Annotated in this window: 16 protein-coding genes and 1 tRNA gene; 7 read left to right on the top strand and 10 right to left on the bottom strand. The window is 71.3% G+C overall.

The window, feature by feature from the left end; genetic code table 11:
- Nucleotides 1–40: 40 nt before the first annotated feature.
- Nucleotides 41–847, bottom strand: a complete 807-nt coding sequence (locus tag BLV24_RS19020) for an SDR family oxidoreductase (protein WP_092684798.1) — start codon at nt 845–847, stop codon at nt 41–43.
- Nucleotides 848–1095: 248 nt separating this feature from the next.
- On the bottom strand, nt 1096–1338 hold the full coding sequence (locus tag BLV24_RS19015) for a hypothetical protein (RefSeq protein ID WP_092684796.1): 243 nt from the start codon (nt 1336–1338) through the stop codon (nt 1096–1098).
- 177 nt (nt 1339–1515) lie between these two features.
- On the opposite strand from BLV24_RS19015, the gene BLV24_RS19010 reads away from it, so the two are divergent.
- Nucleotides 1516–1590 (top strand) — tRNA-Thr (locus BLV24_RS19010).
- A gap of 98 nt (nt 1591–1688) precedes the next feature.
- On the opposite strand, the gene BLV24_RS19005 is transcribed toward BLV24_RS19010, so the two are convergent.
- From BLV24_RS19005 to BLV24_RS18975, 7 genes are all read right to left on the bottom strand, one after another.
- Nucleotides 1689–2969 carry an MFS transporter gene (locus BLV24_RS19005; protein ID WP_092684794.1) on the bottom strand — a complete coding sequence of 427 codons (1281 nt, stop codon included), beginning with the start codon at nt 2967–2969 and terminating at the stop codon, nt 1689–1691.
- Nucleotides 2969–4321 carry a TRAP transporter large permease gene (locus tag BLV24_RS19000; RefSeq protein WP_092684855.1) on the bottom strand — a complete coding sequence of 451 codons (1353 nt, stop codon included), beginning with the start codon at nt 4319–4321 and terminating at the stop codon, nt 2969–2971. Before BLV24_RS19000 ends, BLV24_RS19005 begins: the two co-directional genes overlap by 1 nt.
- A gap of 53 nt (nt 4322–4374) precedes the next feature.
- Nucleotides 4375–5076: a TRAP transporter small permease gene (locus BLV24_RS18995; RefSeq protein WP_218133473.1), complete on the bottom strand. Its 702-nt coding sequence runs from the start codon at nt 5074–5076 to the stop codon at nt 4375–4377.
- A gap of 171 nt (nt 5077–5247) precedes the next feature.
- Nucleotides 5248–6306 (bottom strand): TRAP transporter substrate-binding protein DctP, encoded by a 1059-nt coding sequence (gene dctP / locus BLV24_RS18990; protein ID WP_092684792.1) that lies wholly within the window; start codon nt 6304–6306, stop codon nt 5248–5250.
- A gap of 228 nt (nt 6307–6534) precedes the next feature.
- A complete protein-coding gene (locus BLV24_RS18985) occupies nt 6535–7968 on the bottom strand; it encodes an FAD-binding oxidoreductase (protein ID WP_218133472.1) in 1434 nt (477 codons plus the stop codon).
- A 16-nt stretch (nt 7969–7984) separates the two neighbouring features.
- Entirely contained in the window at nt 7985–8635 is a 651-nt protein-coding gene (locus BLV24_RS18980) for an RraA family protein (protein ID WP_092684790.1), read from the bottom strand.
- Nucleotides 8632–11040 (bottom strand): thiamine pyrophosphate-dependent enzyme, encoded by a 2409-nt coding sequence (locus BLV24_RS18975; protein ID WP_092684788.1) that lies wholly within the window; start codon nt 11038–11040, stop codon nt 8632–8634. Before BLV24_RS18975 ends, BLV24_RS18980 begins: the two co-directional genes overlap by 4 nt.
- A gap of 218 nt (nt 11041–11258) precedes the next feature.
- Between BLV24_RS18975 and BLV24_RS18970 the strand changes: the two genes are divergently transcribed.
- The 4 genes from BLV24_RS18970 to BLV24_RS18955 all read left to right on the top strand — a co-directional run bounded on the left by BLV24_RS18970 (nt 11259) and on the right by BLV24_RS18955 (nt 15718).
- Nucleotides 11259–12380: a CaiB/BaiF CoA transferase family protein gene (locus BLV24_RS18970; RefSeq protein ID WP_176954834.1), complete on the top strand. Its 1122-nt coding sequence runs from the start codon at nt 11259–11261 to the stop codon at nt 12378–12380.
- 25 nt (nt 12381–12405) lie between these two features.
- Nucleotides 12406–12894, top strand: coding sequence for a MaoC family dehydratase (locus BLV24_RS18965; protein WP_092684784.1), 489 nt, complete (start codon nt 12406–12408; stop codon nt 12892–12894).
- A 422-nt stretch (nt 12895–13316) separates the two neighbouring features.
- A complete protein-coding gene (locus tag BLV24_RS18960; RefSeq protein ID WP_092684782.1) occupies nt 13317–14690 on the top strand; it encodes an aspartate aminotransferase family protein in 1374 nt (457 codons plus the stop codon).
- A 104-nt stretch (nt 14691–14794) separates the two neighbouring features.
- Complete coding sequence (locus BLV24_RS18955; RefSeq protein WP_092684780.1) at nt 14795–15718, top strand: sugar kinase; 924 nt, start codon at nt 14795–14797, stop codon at nt 15716–15718.
- 125 nt (nt 15719–15843) lie between these two features.
- Here the strand turns inward: BLV24_RS18955 and BLV24_RS18950 are convergent, their stop codons facing one another.
- On the bottom strand, nt 15844–16782 hold the full coding sequence (locus BLV24_RS18950) for an N-carbamoyl-D-amino-acid hydrolase (RefSeq protein ID WP_176954833.1): 939 nt from the start codon (nt 16780–16782) through the stop codon (nt 15844–15846).
- A 105-nt stretch (nt 16783–16887) separates the two neighbouring features.
- On the opposite strand from BLV24_RS18950, the gene BLV24_RS18945 reads away from it, so the two are divergent.
- Complete coding sequence (locus BLV24_RS18945) at nt 16888–17799, top strand: LysR family transcriptional regulator (protein ID WP_092684776.1); 912 nt, start codon at nt 16888–16890, stop codon at nt 17797–17799.
- A gap of 120 nt (nt 17800–17919) precedes the next feature.
- Entirely contained in the window at nt 17920–18990 is a 1071-nt protein-coding gene (locus tag BLV24_RS18940; protein WP_092684774.1) for an ABC transporter ATP-binding protein, read from the top strand.
- The last annotated feature ends 8 nt before the right edge of the window (nt 18991–18998 follow it).

Raw genomic sequence — 18998 nt, 5'->3', positions numbered from 1 at the left:
GCCGGGGACCGGCCGCGCCCGCGTGGTCCGCGCGTCGCCGTCAGGCGTTGCGCGGAGGAACCTTCGACCCGTAGGAGCCGCCGCCGGTCATGGTGCGCCCGCCATCGACCGGGATGATCGCCCCGGTGACGTAGGAGGTCAGGTCGGCGGCGAGCATCATCGCCATGTTGGCGCAGTCATCCAGCGTGCCGACCCGGCCCAGCGGCGTGCGCGACAGCATCAGCTCCATCGCCTCGGGCGAGTTCGCCAGCCGGTCCAGGCCCTCCGTGCCGCCGATGGGGCCGGGGACGATGGCGTTGACCCGGATGCCATGCTCACCCCATTCCAGCGCCAGCACCTTGGTCAGCATGTCGATGCCGGCCTTGGCGGCGCAGGCATGGGCCTGCATGGCGGTGGGCGCGGTGGACTGGGGGGCCGAGATGGTGATCAGCGACGCGCCCGGCTTGCGCAGATAGGCGTGAGACAGGCGCAGCACGTTGAAGGTGCCCAGCAGGTCGATGTCGATCACCGTCTTGAAGGCGTTGGGCGACATGTCCAGCGCGGGGGCGAGGAAGTTGCCCGCAGCCCCCGACACCACCACGTCGATCTCGCCGAATGTCTCGTGGCAGCCCTTCAGGGCCGCTTCCACCGCCTCGGGCTGGCGCACGTCGCCGGCGGCGCCGAAGGCCGGGGCGCCCAGCGCCTCCAGCCGGGCCACGGCGGCGTCGACCTTGTCCTGGGAGCGGGAGAACACCGCGACCGAGGCCCCGGCGCGTCCGAACGCCTCGGCGATGCCCTGGTTGATGCCGGACGTGCCGCCGGCCACGAACACGGTCTTGCCGGTGAAGTCGAAGCTGGGGGCGCTCATGCGGCGGCGCTCCGCGGGGGGCGGGTGGGGGTCATCCGGGTCTCCTCCATCTTTTGTCCGGGACGTGCGGGACGCGAGCCGCCGCCGGTTGCCTTCGCGCGCACTATCGCGGCGCGGGCGCGGCAGCGCAACGGGATTTGTTCCGCTATGCGGTCCAAACATTGCGCAAGGCGAGCAGGGGAGGTGATTCCGGGACCCATCGCGAAGGGAGGGCGGATCGTCGCGGGCGCGGCGCCCGAGCGGCGTTCTCAGCCGGTCTCGTCGTCGGATTCGCGACGATCGCCTGTTTCCCCCGCGGTTTCCCCCTCGGTCTCCGCCGCGATCTCGGCCGCGGTGCGGGCGCGGCCCTGGTCCTTGCGGCGACGCAGGTTCGCGCGCAGGGCGGCGGCGAGCCGGGCCTCGCGGTCGGATTTCGGGTCCGGTTTCGAGCCGGGCACGGCGCGGGTGGAGCTGGCCCGGGGCGTGGGCCTGGGATCGGCGTCATCGGTCATGCTTCGGGTCTAGCGCCGCCCGGCCCGGCGGTCCAGCGTCCCGCGGCGGGCCCGCCGCCCGCGCCCGCGCCCGGCCCGGAAAGGGGGCGGCGGGATGACGCCGCGCCGGGGATGAGAATTGGTCGCGAAGGGGGCTTGCGCTCGGCCGCCGAACGCGGCATTACCCGCCCCGCAGCCGCCGCAGTAGCTCAGTGGTAGAGCGCACCCTTGGTAAGGGTGAGGTCGGGAGTTCAATCCTCCCCTGCGGCACCACGCTTCTCAAGAGGCGTGACGCCCCCTCAGCGGCCGCAACTCCCTTCGACATGATGTCACCGCCGTCAGGCGTTTTCGCGCGCGCCGCGCAGGACGGCTCAGTCCTCCAGCGCGCCCCGCCGGTCCTCGCCGATGGAGGGGACCAGCCAGAACGGCGCCAGCCCCAGCCCGGCCGCGGCGATGGCGAGCGCGAAGCTCGCCCCGTAGCCGCCCGTCAGGTCATGCAGCAGGCCGGAGGCGAAACCGCCGAGCGCCGAGCCCAGCCCCAGCCCGATGGTGATCATCCCGAACACCGCGCCCACATTGTCGGGGTAGAGCCGCGCCACCAGCGCCGTCACCACCGGCCCGCGCGAGCCCATGTTGCAGCCGAAGATCGCGATGAAGGCGACCAGCAGCGCCATGCCCGGCGCCGCCGACAGGGCCCACAGGACGACCACCCCCAGCCCGCTCATCGCGAAGCTGGCGGTCAGCACCGGGCGCCGGCCGAAGCGGTCCGCCAGCCAGCCCGTCGCCAGGATCCCCACGATGGACAGGCCCCCGACCACGCCGTAGGCGGTGGCGGCGGCGAGCGGGGAATAGCCGAGCTCGGTCAGGTAGGCGACCAGTTGCAGCAGCACCGACCAGGTGCACACGGCGGTCATCGACAGGGCGACGAACAGGCCGAGGAACGCCCGCTCTCGCAGGATGCGCAGGGGCGGGAACAACCCGCCCGGCCGGCGCCGCGCCGGCCAGCGCCCGGCCCCGATCCGCGCCCAGGGCAGGGCGATCAGCAGGATCGGCCCGGCGGCGAGCAACGCCAGCCCCATGATACGATAGGCCATGCGCCAGCCCTCGGTCTCGATCACCAGCGCGGCGGCGGGGGCGACGGTGATCATGCCCACCGACAGGCCCGCATAGGCGCCCGCCATGGCCAGCGTCAGCTCGGCCCGGAACCAGCGCGCGATCAGCCCGGCGCCGATGGCCATGCCGGTCCCGGCCACGCCGATCCCCACCATGATGCCGGGCCCCACCACCGCCATCCACAGCGCGTCCATGACCGAGGCGATCATCAGCCCCGCCCCGAACAGCATCAGCGAGGGGATCCACACCGCCCGCGCTCCGAACCGGTCGAACAGCGCGCCCGCCAGCGGCGCCGCCAGCCCCTGCGAGATCATGTAGATGGCATAGACCGAAGAGAACGCCCCGCGGCTCCAGCCCAGGTCCTCGGTGACGGGGAGGAGGAAGACCGCGAAGCTCTCGCCCAGGCCGCGGGCGAGCATGTTCATGCCGAAGCAGAGCGCCACCACGGCGAGGCCCGCGCCCGCCAGTTCCCGCGTTCCCGCCGGCCCCGCCGCAGCGGGGCCGGATGTGGGGCCGGCTCCCGTCTCGGGATCGCCCATCAGCCGTACATCAGGTCCGGCAGCCAGGTGATGATCTGCGGGAACAGGATCAGCAGCACGATCGTGGCCGCGTCGGCGATGAAGAACAGGAAGATGCCCTTGAACACATCCGTCAGCGGGATGTCGGGCCGCACGCCGTTGACCACGAAGCAGTTCAGCCCGATCGGCGGCGTGATCAGGCAGACCTCCGCCATCTTCACCACGATGATCCCGAACCAGACCGAGCATTGCCCGCCCGAAAGCCCGAAGGCGCTGTCCGCCGCCGACACGTCGGCCCCGCCGTTCAGCGCCATCACCGCCGGGTAGACCACCGGCAGGGTCAGCAGCAGCAGCCCGATGGCGTCCATGAACATGCCCAGCACGACATAGCCCATCAGGATCCCGCCGAGGATCAGGTAGGGGTCGGTGTCGAAGCTCAGGATCCAGGTGGCGAAGGCCTCCGGCAGGCCGGAGAAGCCCAGGAACCGCCCGAAGATCAGCACGCCCCAGATCAGCGAGAAGATCATGACGACGAGCTTCGACGTCTCCATCAGCGCGGCCTTCAGCGAGGGCCAGCGCATGCCGTTCATCCAGGCCACCACCAGCACCACGAAGGCGCCGAGCGCGCCGGCCTCGGTGGGCGTCGCCCAGCCGCCGTAGACCGCCGAGACGATGATCACCACCACCGAGGCGATGGGCAGCAGGCCGGGCAGGGTGCGGAACCGCTCGCCCCAGCCGATGCCCTTCACCGCGGGGCCGGCGTCGGGGTTGATCATCGCCCAGCCGACGATGATCAGCGCGTAGACCACGGCCGAGAAGATGCCGGGCAGGAAGCCCGCCAGCAGCAGCGCGCCGACCGATTCCTCCACGATCACCGCGTAGATCACCAGGATGGTCGAAGGCGGGATCAGCGAGGCCAGCGTGCCCGCCGCCGCCACCACGCCGGCGGCGAGGCGCTTGTTGTAGCCGGCCTCCAGCATCTCGGGGATGGCGACGCGGGAGAACACGGCCGCCGTGGCGACCGAGGCCCCCGACACCGCCGCGAAGCCCGCCGCCGCGAAGACCGAAGCGACCGCGAGCCCCCCGGGCACCCAGCCGATCCAGGCCCGCGCCGCGGCGAAGAGCTGCTTGGTCATGCCGGCGTGGAACGCCAGATAGCCGATCAGGATGAACATCGGCAGCAGGCCGAGCACGAAGCTGACCGACTTGGAGAACGGGATCTGCCCGACCGCGGAGGCCGCGCCGTTCCACCCGATCAGCTCCACCAGCCCGACGAGCCCGACGATGCCGGCGGCGAACACCACCCGCACGCCGCAGATCACCAGAACCAGCAGCAGGCCCATGCACAGGATGCCGACCTCGGTCGGGTCCATGTAGCCGATGCCGAAGATCGCGTCCGGCTGGCCGTTGAACAGAGCGGTGAGGTTCATTCGCCGCGCTCCTTGCGGTCAGGGCTGTGGGCGGAGGCGCCGCCGGAGGTCCGGGCCACGGCCTCGATCTCCTCGCGGGCGATGCCGGCCTCGCGGATCTCGCGCTCGGCCTCCTCGGCGGGGGAAAGCTGAAGGGGGACCGCCACCGGCACGGCCGAGGGCCAGATCGCCAGACGCAGATAGCCGACCGTCTCCAGCGCCAGGCGCGCGGCCCAGACCGAGAAGGCGATGGGCACCAGCAGCTTGGCGGGCCAGGTCGGGAACTCGATGTCGACGGTGGAGTCGCCGATCAGATAGGCGTTGAGGAAGAAGTCCCAGGAATAGCGGATCAGCACCAGGATCAGCAGGAAGCCGACGAAGGTCGCCAGCGCCTCGATCATCCAGCGCAGGCGGCCGGGCAGGGCGCCGATCACCAGTTCCATGCGGATATGGGCGCCCAGGCGCTGACCGTAGGCCGCGCCGAAGAAGGCGAAGATGGCGATGGCCTGTTCGGAGATGTCCAGGTAGCCGGGGATCGGGAAGCCGGAGATGCGGCAGGCGATGGAGATCGTCGTGCCCAGCATCAGCACGAAAATCGTGATCGCGGCCACGATATTGAGCAGGTCCTCCAGCTTCGCGAGCTGGTCCGAGACCTTGCCCAGCAGGCTTCCGCCTCCTGCGCCGCCGGGATGAGTCCCGGCCGTTCCCACGCCCGCCATGGGGTTCCTTTCGCGTCGGCGCCGGGGGACGCCGGGGCCGGCCGGACCTGTCGTCGACAGTCGGGTCGGGCGTCGGGCGCGCCTGTCCGGCGATGTTGGAGATGAACGAAATCGGATCGGCCGGGCGGCGGCGGCTTCAGCCGCGCCGCCCGGCCGGAAGGGCTCGGGCGATCAGCTCTCGCCGTCGGCCAGCTGCATCACCAGGTCGAGCACGCCCTGCGCGTCGAACTTGTCCTGGTTCTCGGCCACCCACTCGTCCCAGACCGGCTTGCCGGCGACTTCGCGGAAGGCGGCGAGCTGCTCGTCGGTGTAGACCACCTCTTCGAGGTTCTCACGGAACAGGGGCAGGTTCTTCTCGTCCGCCGCGGCGTAGGCGGCCTTGTAGACGTCCTTCACCTCGGGCTTCAGGTCCTCGAGCAGCTGCTTGTACTGGTCGGGCAGGGCCTCGTACGCCGTCTTGGAGAACACGATCGGGCAGTCGGAGGTGCCCGGCGACATGTTCGAGGTGAACCAGTCCGCCACTTCGTGGATCTTGTAGGCGCCGTGAGCGTAGGTGTAGGGCAGGCTCTCGGCGTCGATGGTGCCGCGCTGGATGGCCGTGTAGACCTCCGTGGCGGGCATCGACTGGCGGATCGCGCCCATCTTCTCCATGGCGACGCCGATGCCGCCGCCGGCGCGCACGCGCAGACCGCTGAAGTCCTCGGGCGCCTTCGGCGCGTCGCCAGCCCCCATGAACTCATACTGCGGCAGGTTGGTGGAGGCGTAGTAGACCGCGTTCCAGGCGGCCATTTCGTCCGCCAGGATCGGGTGCTCATAAAGCCCGTTGCGCACCTTCCAGGCCGTGTCGAAATCCGGGATCGGCAGGAACGGCATGGTCATCACCATCAGGGCGGGGTTCTTGCCCGGATGGTAGAAGTTGCAGAAGGCGGCCGCCTCGAAGGCGCCGGCCTTGAGCCCGTCGAGGTTCTCCTTGGCCTTGGAGATCTGCTCGCCGTGGAACACGCGCATCTTGAACTGGCCGCCGGTCTCTTCCTCCAGCCGGGCGGCGAGATGCTCGAAGCCGGCGGTGAAGGCGCGCGGGTTCCCCCAGGAGGAGAACTTCCAGAAGACCGAGGGTCCATCGACATTGGCGGCCTGCGCCGCGGGCGCGAGCGCCGGAACGATGAGACCTGCGAGGGCGGCGGCGAGGACGCCGCGGGCGCCCTTCCGCGTGAAGCGGCGATGGATCATGAAACCTCCCTGTTTCGACCAGGACGCTCTGCGGGCGTCTTGCTCCCCGGCCCGCCACTCCCATGCGCGGGCCTTCATCAACAGAGACAGGCGGGCGCCCGATAGTCAACCGTTCGCCGACGCATTTCCCGCCCGCCCGAAGGCGGGATCCGCTCGTTTCCGAGGGGGTTTCGCGCAGGTCAGCCCCCGAAACGACCGGCGAAAGGGTCGTCCTGACCGGCGCCGGGGTCAGGGCAGCAGCTTGCCCGGATTGAGCAGGTTCTCCGGGTCGAAGGCGGTCTTCAGGCGCCGCATCAGGTCGAGCTCGATCGGGTCCTTGAGCCGCCCCAGCTCATCCTTGCGCAGCCGGCCCACGCCGTGCTCGGCGGTGATCGAGCCGTTCATCCTGGCCACGAGGTCATGCACCAGCCGGTTGATCGCCGGCGTCTCGGCCTTCCAGGCGGCGTCGGTCCAGTCCTCGGGCCGGATCGGGTTGTAATGCAGGTTGCCGTCGCCCGCATGGCCGAAGGTGCAGGGGCGGAAACCGGGATAGAGCGCGTCGAGCGCCGCGTCCGCCACCTCCACGAATTCCGGGATGCGGGAGACGGGGACCGAGATGTCGTGCTTGATCCCGGCCCCGGCGCGCTGCTGGACCTCGGCCTGATCCTCGCGGATCCGCCAGAGGCGCGCGGCCTGCTCAAGGCTCGCGGCCATGATCGCGTCGGTGGCGAGGCCGGCTTCCAGCGCCTCGGCCAGCGCGGCTTCCAGCCCGTCGCGCAGGGTTCCGTCCGGGCCGGGACCGTCGAGCTGCATCAGCACCCGCCAGCCGGCGCCGGGGAGCGGGTCTTCATGGCCCATGGTCTCGGCCGCGAGCGAGAAGCAGATCGGGTGCATCAGCTCGAAGGCCGTCACCGCCTCGCCCATCGCGGATTTCATCGCGGCCAGCAGCTCGATCGCCGCGGCGCAGGAGGGCGTGGCCACCAGCGCCACCGCTGAATCGGCCGGCTTGGGATAAAGGCGCAGCACCGCGGCGGTGATGATCCCCAGCGTGCCCTCCGCCCCGATGAACACCTGCTTGAGGTCGTAGCCCGCATTGTCCTTGCGCAGCGCCCGCAGCCCGTCCCAGACCTGTCCGTCCGCCGTCACCACCTCCACCCCCAGCGCCAGCGCGCGGGCGTTGCCGTAGCGCAGCACCTGCACGCCGCCGGCGTTGGTCGACAGGTTCCCCCCGATCCGGCACGAGCCCTCGGCGGCCAGCGACAGCGGGAACAGGCGGTCGACCTTCGCGGCCTCCTCCTGCACGGTCTTGAGGATCACGCCCGCCTCAACGGTCATCGAGTCGTTCAGCGGGTCGATCTCCCGGATCTTCGTCATGCGGTCGAGCGACAGCACGATCTCCGCGCCCCCCATATGCGGCTGCCCGCCCCCGGTCAGGCCGGTATTGCCGGACTGGGTGACGATGGGGGTCCCGGTCTCGGCGCAGATCTTCACGATCTCGGCCACCTCGGTGGTGGAGATCGGGCGCATGACGATGGGAACCTCCCCCCGCCAGCCGTCGCGCCAGGCGAGGCAATGGGGCTCGATCGCCGCCGGGTCGTCCAGGTAGCCGGCGGGGCCGGTGACGGCTTTCAGCCGGGCGAGCACCTCGGCGGGGACGGGGCGGGGCGGGGTCATGTCCTGCATGGGGGGCGTCCGTCCTTCAGATCTTGGCGAATTTCGCCAGCGCCTCGCGGAAGGAGAGGCCGCCTCGCATCTCCTCCATCGCCTGCGCGTCGTCCTTGGCATAACCGGCGGCGAGGCGCGCGATCTCCTCGGCCCGGTCGGCGGGCAGGACCACGACCCCGGTGCCGTCGGCGACGATGATGTCGCCCGGGTTCACCGGGATGCCGCAGGCCACGACGGGTTCGCCGATGGCCTCGATGCGGATACGGGTCTTGCCAGGCGTGGGGACCATGTGGGCGGAGAAGACCGGGAAGCCGAATTCCTGGATCTCCTCGCGGTCGCGCACGCCGCCGTCGACGATCAGGCCCTCGATCCCCTTCAGCTTCGCGGCGTAGCTCGCCATGCCGCCCCAGGTGGAAACGGGGGCGCCGCCATTGGCCACCACGATCACGTCGCCGGGACCGGCGGCGTCGATCATGTGGCCGACCTTGAAATCCTCCACCGGGAACGATCCGAACGGCCCGGTGACTTCGCGCGCCGTCACCGCGCGGCCCACGCATCGCAGGCCCGGCCCGGCGGCGTGAAGGCCGAGCAGGACGCCGCCCGCCCCGGTCTCGTCGATGGCGTTGGCCAGGGTGGGGGTGGCGAGGCCGCGCAGGACCTCCAGCACCGTGTCGGGAACGCTCATCGGGGTGTCTCCATGTCCAGGGCTTCGTCGATCAGCGCCTTTTCCTCGGCGTCGTGCCAGGCGTGCCAGCCGACCGCCGGAGAGGCGGCGGCGGGGCGCGAGACGAGGCGGGCCGGGCGGCCCGCCGCGCGCTCGATCCGGCGGTCGAGCCATGCGAAGGGGCCGAGATTCTCCGGCTCCTCCTGCACGAAGACCAGCTCGCCGGCCGCGCCCTGCAACGCCATCGCCAGCGCCTCGGCGGGGAAGGGGTGCAGCTGCTCCAGCCGGATCAGGGCGACCCGGCCCGCAAGGCCCCGCGCCGCCCGGGCCTTCGCCAGCGCCCAGTAGACCTTTCCGCTGCACAGGATCACCCGTTCGGCCCCCTGCACGGGCTCGTCGAGCACGGTGCGGAACCCGGTTCCCGGCGCGAAATCCGCGGCGGTCGAGGCGCAGTCCCCCAGCCGCAGCAGCAGTTTCGGGGTGAACGCCACCAGCGGCTTCGGGTCGGGCAGGGCCATCTGCCGGCGCAGCAGGTGGAAATAGTTGGCCGGCGTCGAGGGATTGGCGGCGATGACGTTCGCCCGCGCGCAGCGCGCCAGCACGCGCTCCACATGTCCGGTCGAATGGTCCGGCCCGCCGCCATCCCAGCCATGCGGCAGCAGCATCGTCAGGCGGGAGGTCAGCAGCCAGCGGTCCTCCCCCCCCGTCACGTACTGGTCGAAGATCGGCTGGCAGACGTTGAGGAAATCGCCGAACTGCGCCTCCCAGACCGGCAGGCCGGGATGCACGGTCGAAAGCCCGTATTCGAAGCCCAGCGTGGCGTTCTCGATCAGCGGCGAGTTGAACACCTCCGCCGCCCCGAACCCGGCCAGCACGTCATGCACCGCGCCGGAGGGCTGGTCGGCCAGCCGCAGGTGCCGCTGCGCGAAGGCCCCGCGCACCGCGTCCTGGCCGGAGAAACGCAGGGGAACCCCCTCGTCCAGCAGCGAGGCGAAGGCCAGCGCCTCGGCGAAGGCCCAGTCCACGGGCGCCTCCCCCCGCGCCATCCTGCGCCGCTTGTCGAGCAGCGCCCGCACCTTCGGGTGCAGCGTGAAGCCATCGGGGATGCGGGCCAGCGCGCGGGCGAGCCGTTGCAGCCGCGCGATCTCCATCCCCGTTTCGCGCCAGGCCAGCAGGCGGGCCCCGGCCTCGGGCGCAAGGCCGGGCGCCTCGGGCGCGTTGGGGGTGGCGGGGGGCGCGGCGAAGGCGTCGTCGAGCCGGGCCTGAAGGGCGGAAAGGTCGGGCGCGGGCAGGCCGGCGGCTTCCGCGTAGCGCTCCGACAGGGGGGGCAGGGCGTCGATGGCGGCGTACATGCGCGGCTGGGTGAACCGCGCCTCGTCCATCTCGTTATGCCCGCGGCGGCGATAGGCGACGAGGCGGACCACGACGTCCTCCCCGAACCGCGCCCGCCAGGCGACGGCGGCGGCGGCGGCGCGCAGGATGGCGTCGGGGTCGTCGCCGTTGACGTGCAGGATCGGCGTCTCGGTCAGCTTGGCGACGTCGGCGGCGGTGCGGGCGGAGCGCGCCTCGGCCCCGTCGGTGGTGAAGCCGACCTGGTTGTCGAGCACCAGGTGAACCGTCCCCCCGACCTCGTAGCCCGGCAGGCGCGCAAGCTGAAGCGTCTCCATGTTCACGCCCTGGCCGGCGAAGGCGGCGTCGGTGTGGAGCGCGAGCGGCAGCACCTCGGCCCCCGCCGCCCGCTCGCCGCGCGCGCGTCCCAGCGCGACCGGCGCCACGATCGACAGATGCGAGGGATGGGGGGCGGTCCAGACCTCCACCCCGTCGTCGCGCACCCCGTCATGACCCAGGTGATAGGGCACGTCCGACGCCGCGCCGAGCCCGTGGGGCAGGTCCGGCGCGCCGCGCAGCTCCGCCGCCAGCCGCGCCAGCGGTTTGCCGAGCACGAGGCCCAGTTGCGTGATGCGCCCGCGATGCATGCCGCCGCAGACCACGCGGGGGACGCGGGCGCCGCGGATCACCGCCTCCATCAGCAGGACGAAGCCCTCCGCGCCCGACAGGCCGAAGGTCTTGGTGGTGGGCAGGCGGCGCTTGATGTCGGCCTCGACCCGCTCGGCCTCGGCGATGCGTTGCAGGGCCTCGCGCCGCGCGTCGCGCGGGGGCGGGTCGGCGGTCTCGGCGGCCTCGGCCAGCCAGGCGAAGCGGGCGGCGTCCTGGACATGCCCGATCTCCCAGCCCAGGCCCCCGGCATAGGCGGCCTCCAGCGCCGCGCGCAGATCGTCGGGGCCGGGAAGGTCGAGCGCGGCGGGGCGCTCCGGCGCGCGCAGCCCCAGCGGATCGAGCCGCGCCGCCCGCCAGCCATGCCGGCGCCAGGCTTCGCGCAGGCGCGCCGTCTCCGCGGTTTCGGCCGCAGGGCTCCCGTCTCGCATCGCTTGCCTCCCTGTCGCGGCGCCTTATGCTGGCGCCGACTGTCAGCAATAAAACAAGCACGCGGCCGCCCCGGGGTCAAACCGGGCGAAAGGACCGCGGGCAGGGAGAGAAACGGCATGGGCTCTTCAGCCTCGCCGCGCCACGCGCGCGGCACGCATTCGGCCGGGCGCGGTCCGCGCGGCATGGCGGCGCGCGCCACGCGCCGGGAGGGCCGGGCATGACCGACGCGCTCCCCCTCAAGGGCCGCCTTGTGCTGGACCTGTCGCAAGGCATCGCCGGGCCGGCCTGCGGCATGGCCATGGCCGAGCACGGCGCCCGCGTCATCAAGGTCGAGCCCCCCGCCGGCGACTGGATCCGCGGGCTCGGCGCCGCCGCGGCGCCGGGGGCGACGGCCTTTTCGCTCTATTACAACCGGGGGAAGGAGAGCCTGACCCTCGACCTCAAATCCGAGGCCGGGCTCGCCGCCGCCCTGAAGCTCGCCGCCCGGGCCGACCTGCTGATCGAGAGCGGACGGCCCGGCGTGACCGAGGCCATGGGGCTCGGGTTCGATACGGTGCGCGCGCTCAACCCCGGCATCGTCTACCTGACCATCTCCGGCTTCGGGCTGGTCGGCCCGCGGGCGCCGGACCCGATGGTGGACACCTACGGCCAGGCCTTCAGCGGGCTGATGTCGATCAACCGCGACATCTCCGGCGACCCGGTGCGCTTCGGCCAGCCGCTGATCGACGCGGTCACCGGCCTCTACGCCACGCAGGCCGCGCTGGCCGCGCTCCACCCCTCCGAGCGGCCGACCGAGGGGCGCAGGCTCGACATTTCGCTCACCCAGTCGGCGGCGGCGCTGATGGGGCCCAAGATCCTGGAATGGGCGATCACCGGCGGACGGTCGGAGAACATCAATCCGCCGGCCGGCATCTACATGGCGTCGGACCGCCATCTGGCGCTGACCCTGGTGCGGGAGACCGAATGGGCGGCCATCTGCCGGGCGCTGGGCCGGACGGAATGGCTGGAGGACCCGCGCTACGGCTCCTTCGCCGCCCGCAACCTCCACAAGGAGGACCTTCGCGCGGCGATGGAGGCGGTTTTCGCCACCGACACCGCCGCGGCCTGGAGCGCGCGGCTTCAGGCGGAGGGCGTCATGGCCCGCCCGGTCAACGATTTCGGCGACTGGCTGGCGGAGGAGCAGGTGCAGGCCATGCAGGCCGCGCCGGAGCGCGACTACGGCGAAAGCGCGCGCCTGCCGACGCCGCGCACCCCCTCGCGGGAGGTGTTCGCCGCGGCGTCGCCGGACGCCGGCGCCGACACCGACCGCATCGCGGCCGAATTCGGCCTCGACCTTTGACCCGACGATCCCGGAGCCTCCCCGCATGACCGATCCCGCCGCGCGCATCGATCCGATGTCCCGCCAGCTCTGCCCGACCCGCTGGTTCGACGACTACGAGATCGGCGAGACCTTCTACATCCCCTCGCGCACCATGACCGACGCGCTGTTCTCGGCGTTCCAGCTGGCTTCGGGGGACAATCACCCGATCCATTACGACCGGCACTGGTGCAAGGCGCATGGCCACCGGGAACTGCTGGCCCATGGCTACCAGGTGGTGATCCAGACCTGCGCCGGCGCCGGGCAGCTGCCGCATGTGATGGGCGACGCGCTGGTGGCGTTCCTGGAGCAGGGCTCGAAGTTCCTGGGCGCGGTCTATGCGGGCGACACGCTCTATCCGCAGCTCAAGATCACCGAGCTGAAGCCCGGCCGCTCCACCGGGGTGATGACTTGCGAGGCGACCGTCCACAATCAGGACGGAACGCTGGTGATGGAGGGGTTCCACAAGTACCTGCTGCGCAAGCGTCCGGCCTGACCGGGGCGCGGGGAATCACCCTGCGCGAAGCTTCGCGGCGCCCGCTCCCGGGCAGGGCGCCGCGGACCGTTTCCCGGCGGGCGGCGCGGAAACCGGCGCGTCCGGGGGCGGGGGAGCGGCTGTCGGCCTGCGTCGAATCGTCGACACTTCTACAAAAAGCGGCTTAACCCGGCGCGGAGCGGCCGGAACCGCTTGACCTTCTCCGGGCCGAGGCGAAACCTGCCTCGGTCTTCGGCGCCGTCACGCGGCGCCGCGCCCCGACCTCCGCCGCAAGCGCGCGGCGGCGGCCCCCGACGCCGCCCGCAGAGCCGCCCGAGGCGGCGCTCGCGCAAAAGGCGCCCGACCGCGGGCGCCGCGGACCCCGGGGGCGCACCTCATCGCCGGAGGACGCAGCCGTTCTCCCACTCGCCAAGGAACTTCCGATGACCCTCGACAGCGTCCCGCAGCCGAATTCCCCCGAAGCCCGCGACATCGCCTACCAGATGCACCCGATGGTGGATCAGCGCCGCTACGAGAAGACCGGCGGCCTGGTGATCGAGCGCGGCGAGGGCGTCTACGTCTTCGACAGCTCCGGCAAGCGCTATATCGAGGGGCTCGCCGGCCTGTGGTCGGTGGCGCTGGGCTTCGGCGAAAAGCGGCTGGCCGACGTGGCCTATGAGCAGATGCAGAAGCTGCCCTACTACCACACCTTCGCCTACCGCACCCACGGCCCGGCCATCGACCTGGCCGAGAAGCTGGTGCAGATCTCGCCCGAGCACCTGACGCGGGCGCATTTCACCTCCTCGGGCTCCGAGGCCAACGACCTCGTGGTCAAGATGATCTGGTATCGCTCCAACGCGCTGGGCAAGCCGGAGAAGAAGAAGATCATCGGCCGCATCAAGGGCTATCACGGCGTGACCATCGCCGCGGGCTCGGTCACCGGCCTGCCCAACAACCACCGCAGCTTCGACCTGCCGCTGGACCGGATGATCCACACGCTCACCCCCGACTACTGGCGCGAGGCGCAGGAGGGCGAGAGCGAGCTGGACTTCTCCAAGCGCATGGCCGCCGCGCTGGAGGAGATGATCCTCGCCGAGGGCCCCGACACCATCGCCGCCATGTTCGGCGAGCCGGTGATGGGCGCCGGCGGCGTGATCGTCCCGCCCGAGGGCTACTGGGCCGAGATCCAGGCGGTGCTGAAGAAATACGACATCCTGCTGGTCGCCGACGAGGTGATCTGCGGCTTCGGGCGCACCGGCAAGATGTTCGCCTGCGAGACCTACGACATCCGCCCCGACGTCATGGTGCTGTCCAAGCAGATCAGCTCCTCCTACATGCCGCTGTCGGCGATCCTGATCTCGGACGACTTCTACGAGCCGATCGCCGATGAGAGCCACAAGATCGGCGTCTTCGGCCATGGCTACACCGCTTCCGGCCACCCGGTCGCGACCGCGGTCGGGCTGGAGAACGTGAAGATCATCGAGGAGAAGGACCTGGTCGGCAACGCGGCCCGGCTGGCGCCGCTGTTCCTGTCCCGCCTCGCCGACCTGGCCAAGCACCCGCTGGCCGCCGCCTCGCGCGGGGTCGGGCTGCTGGGCGCGCTGGAGATCAAGCCCTGGGAGACCCCGAACGCCGCCGCCGCCGCGGTGGCCGAGGCGATGATGGAAGAGGGCGTGATCTGCCGCAATATCGGCGAGGCCCTGTGCTTCTGCCCGCCGCTGATCATCACCGAAGAGCAGGTGAACGCCATGTTCGACGGCGTGGCCACGGCGCTGGACAAGGTGGCCGCCGCCCGCGCCGCCGCGGCCGCCGAGTAATCGGAGGCCGATCCGGGGGGCCTCGCCGCTCTCCGCATGATATCCAAAGGCGCGGCCGTTCACCGGCCGCGCCTTTTTCGTCAGATGACCCGGAGCCGCGTGAGATGCCGACGCCCGACATCCTCTGCCTCGGCGAGCCGCTGGTGGAGTTCAACCGCCGCCCGGACGGGCTGTGGCTCGGCGGTCATGGCGGCGACAGCTCCAACTGCGCGGTGGCGGCGGCGCGTCAGGGGGCCTCGGTCGGCTATCTCAGCCGGGCGGGGGACGATCCGTTCGGGCGCGACCTGCTGGATCTCTGGCGGGCCGAGGGCGTGGACACGACGGGCGTGCGCGTGGACCCGCAGGCCCCGACCGGCGTCTATTTCGTCACCCACGGGCCTGAGGGCCACGTCTTCACCTATCGCCGCGCCGGCTCGGCGGCGAGCCTGATGACCCCGGCCGACCTGGCCGTGGAGGCGCTGCGGGAAACCCGCCTACTGCATGTCTCGGGCATCGGACTGGCGATCTCCGACAGCGCGGCGGAGACGGTTTTCGCCGCCATCGAGACGGCGCGGGAGGCGGGCGGCCGGGTCTCCTGCGATCCCAACCTGCGCCTGAAGCTGTGGGGGCTGGATCGGGCGCGAGAGGTCATCCACGCCGCCATGGCGCGATGCCAGATCGCGCTGCCGGGGCTGGAGGACGCGGTGCGGCTCACCGGCCTGAGCGATCCCGACGCCATCGCGGATGTCTACCTGGGGCTGGGGGCGGAGGTGGTGGCGTTGACGCTGGGGGCGGAGGGCGCGCTGGTGGCGACGCCGGACGCCCGGAACCGCCTGCCCGGCCACAGGGTCGAGGCGGTGGACGCGACCGGGGCGGGGGACGCCTTCGACGGCGCCTTCCTCGCGGCGCTGGCCGAGGGGGCGGACCCCTTCGCCGCCGGGCGCCGCGCCAACGCGGCCGCGGCGCTGTCGGTCATGGGGCAGGGCGCGGTGGCGCCGCTGCCCAGCCGCGCGCAGGTCGAAGCCTTTCTCGCCGCGCGCGAGGGGTGAGGGGGCATGGAGCGGCGGGTTCGCACCCGCCCTACGCGGTCTTCGCGCCGGCGCCGCGGCGGTAGGGCGGGTGCGAACCCGCCGCGCCCCGCCCGCGCCGCGACGCTCCCCGCCCGCTCCCCGTCTCAGTCCTCGGGGATCTCGACGCCCACCTGGCCGGTGATCGGGCCGTAATGCTCCGGGCGCCGGTGGCGTTTGAAGTCGAAGACCGAGCGGCGGATATAGGCGCCCAGATCGAGGTCGCAGGCGTAGGAGATCACCTCGTCCTCCTCCGACACGCAGCGGGCCACGGTTTCGCCGGTCGGGGCCACGATGGCCGAGCCGCCGATCATCGCGAACCCGTCCTCGGCCCCGCATTTCGCCGCCGCCATCACCCAGGCGCCGTTCTGATAGGCGGCGGATTCCAGCGACAGGCGGTTGTGGAACTCGCGCAGATGGGCGGGTTCGGGGTGGTGGATGTTCCGCGTCGGCGTGTTGTAGCCGAGCATGAACACCTCCGCCCCCCGCAGCGCCATGGTGCGGAACGTCTCCGGCCAGCGGCGGTCGTTGCAGATGCACATGCCGAAGCGGCCCGAGGGCGTGGCGAAGGTCGGGAAGCCGAGGTCGCCGACCTCGAAATACCGCTTCTCCAGGTGCTCGAACTCCAGGTCCCCGATCGGGTCCTTGGTGCCGGGCAGGTGGATTTTGCGGTATTTCCCAAGGATGTCGCCGTTGGGCGAAACCAGCACGGCGGTGTTGAACCGGTGGGTCTCCCCGCCCTCGGTCACCTTCTCCGCGTAGCCGAGATAGAAGCCGACGCCCAGCCGCTTCGCTTCCTCGAACAGCGGGACCATGGCGGGGGAGGGCAGCCCCTCCTCGTAGAACTGGTCGTATTCCGCGGGGTCGTCGTAGATGTAGCGGGGGAAAAAGGTGGTCAGCGCCAGCTCGGGAAACGTCACCCAGCGGGCGCCGCGCGCATGCGCCTCGCGCAGCATCTCCACCAGCCGGGCGACGGCCGAGGCCTTGTCGTCGGCGAGATGGATGGGGCCGAGCTGGGCTACGGCGAAGACTTCCCTGCGGCTCATGTCCGGCAATCCTCCTGATGGTCCGACTTTACCGATACCCATCGAAAGCATTATCCAGAAATCAGAAAGCGCCCCTATCGAATAATCCGAGGTTATCGACCCGCCATGCTGAAGGCCCGCAATCTGGAAGTGCTCTGCGCGGTGATCGAGATGGGGACCACCGCCATGGCGGCGGAATCGCTGGGGATCAGCCAGCCCGCGGTGTCCAACATGATCCGCCATACCGAGGACCAGATCGGCTTCCCCCTGTTCATCCGCGAGCGCGGCCGCCTGACCCCGACGCGCGAGGCGCTGCACATCGCCGACGAGGCCCGGCACCTGTTCCGCCAGCAAAAGCGAATCGGCGGGCTGGTGGAGCAGATGCGCGACGGCGCGGCGGGGCGGTTGTCGATCATCGCCACGCCCTCGCTGGGCCACGGGATCGTGCCGCAGGCGCTGGGCGCGTTTCTCAAGGGGCGCAGCAAGATCCGGATCTCGTTCGAGGTCGGCACGGTGGACGAGATCGCGGCGCGGCTGCTGTCGGGCGAGGCCGATCTGGGCCTGTCGATCACCCGGCCCCGGCAGGTGGGCCTGTCGATCCAGAAGCTGGCCGAGGGGCGGCTGGTCTGCGCGCTGCCCGAGACCCACGAGCTGGCCCTGTTCGAGCGCATCCGCATCACCGACCTGAACCACGTCCCCCATATCTCCTACGCGATGGAATCGCCGCTGGGCCGCACCATCGACGCCGCCTTCGCCGCCGAGGGGCTGGAGCGGCGGCACTTCTGCGAGGTCCGCCACACCACCACGGCGCTGGATCTGGTGGCGGGCGGGCTGGGGGCGGCGCTGGTCGATGATTTCGCGCTGATGGGGCGCAGCATTCCCGGCGTCGCGGCCCGCCCGACCACGCCCGACATCCCGCTCCAGGTCTTCGCGCTGACCTCCACCCTGTTCCCGACGCCGAACCTCGCCCTGCGCTTCCAGGCGCATTTCCGCGATTTCGTGGAGGGGGTGCGGCGGGGCGAGGGCGGAGGGGTATAACCGCAGGATATTCCCCCGCGCTTCTTTTTTATTTCTGCATGATGCCCTCCACGTGGTGAGCTTGCGATCAACAGGCGGCCTCGGCGCCGCTCCGAGACGCAGCACCGGACCAGGGGCAACATGACCGACGCGATCCTCTCGATCCGAAATGCTCTGAAGACGTATGGCGAGACCAACGCGCTCGACCATGTGGATCTCGACGTGGCGGAGGGCGAGTTCCTCACGCTGCTCGGGCCGTCGGGCTCCGGCAAGACCACGCTGCTGACGGCGGTGGCCGGGTTCACCCAGCTCACCGCCGGCACGGTGTCGATGCGCGGCGCGAACATCACTTCCCTGCCGCCGGAAAAGCGCGGCTTCGGCATGGTGTTCCAGGGCTACGCGCTGTTCCCGACCATGACCGTGGGCCAGAACGTCGGCTTCCCGCTCAAGGTCCGCGGCGTGGGCAAGGCCGAGATCCGCGACCGGGTGAAGGAATGCCTCGACCTGGTGCAGATGGCGGCCTTCGCCGACCGCATGCCCTCCCAGCTTTCCGGCGGCCAGCAGCAGCGCGTGGCGCTGGCGCGCGCGCTGTCGTTCCGCCCGCAGGTGCTGCTGCTCGACGAGCCGCTGTCGGCGCTGGACAAGAAGCTGCGCGCCGACCTGCAATGGGAGCTGAAGGCCCTGCACGAGAAGCTGGGCGTGACCTTCATCTACGTCACCCATGACCAGGAGGAGGCGCTGTCCATGTCGGACCGCATCGTCATCCTGTCGGGCGGCAAGATCCAGCAGGCGGGCGACCCCGAGACGCTGTATAATCGTCCGCGCACCGGCTTCGTGGCGAACTTTCTGGGCAAGTCCAACTTCGCCGACGCCAAGGTGCTGGCGCATCTGCCCGGCGCGGCGGCCTGCGATCTCGGCGGCGCGGCGGTGGAGATCGACTCCCCCGCCCCGCCCCCGGTGGGGACCACCGCCCGCGTCGCCCTGCGCCCCGAGCGCATCGTGCTGGGCGCCGCCGGCGGTCCGGGCGTGCCCGGCCGCGTGGCGCAGATCTCCTATCTGGGCGAGCGCGCCCAGCTGATCGTGGAGACCGACACGCTCGGGCCTCTGCTGGTGTCCCGCCCGACCTGGAAGGCCGGGATCCATCCGGAACGCGACCTGCCCGTGACCCTGACCTGGGATCGCGACGCCTGCGTGTTCCTCGAAGAGGCCTGAGCCCCAGG

The organism is Albimonas donghaensis (assembly GCF_900106695.1).
Classification (GTDB): domain Bacteria; phylum Pseudomonadota; class Alphaproteobacteria; order Rhodobacterales; family Rhodobacteraceae; genus Albimonas; species Albimonas donghaensis.
Note: the sequence above shows the minus strand (reverse complement) of the source record. Positions and strands in the feature narration are given on the sequence as shown.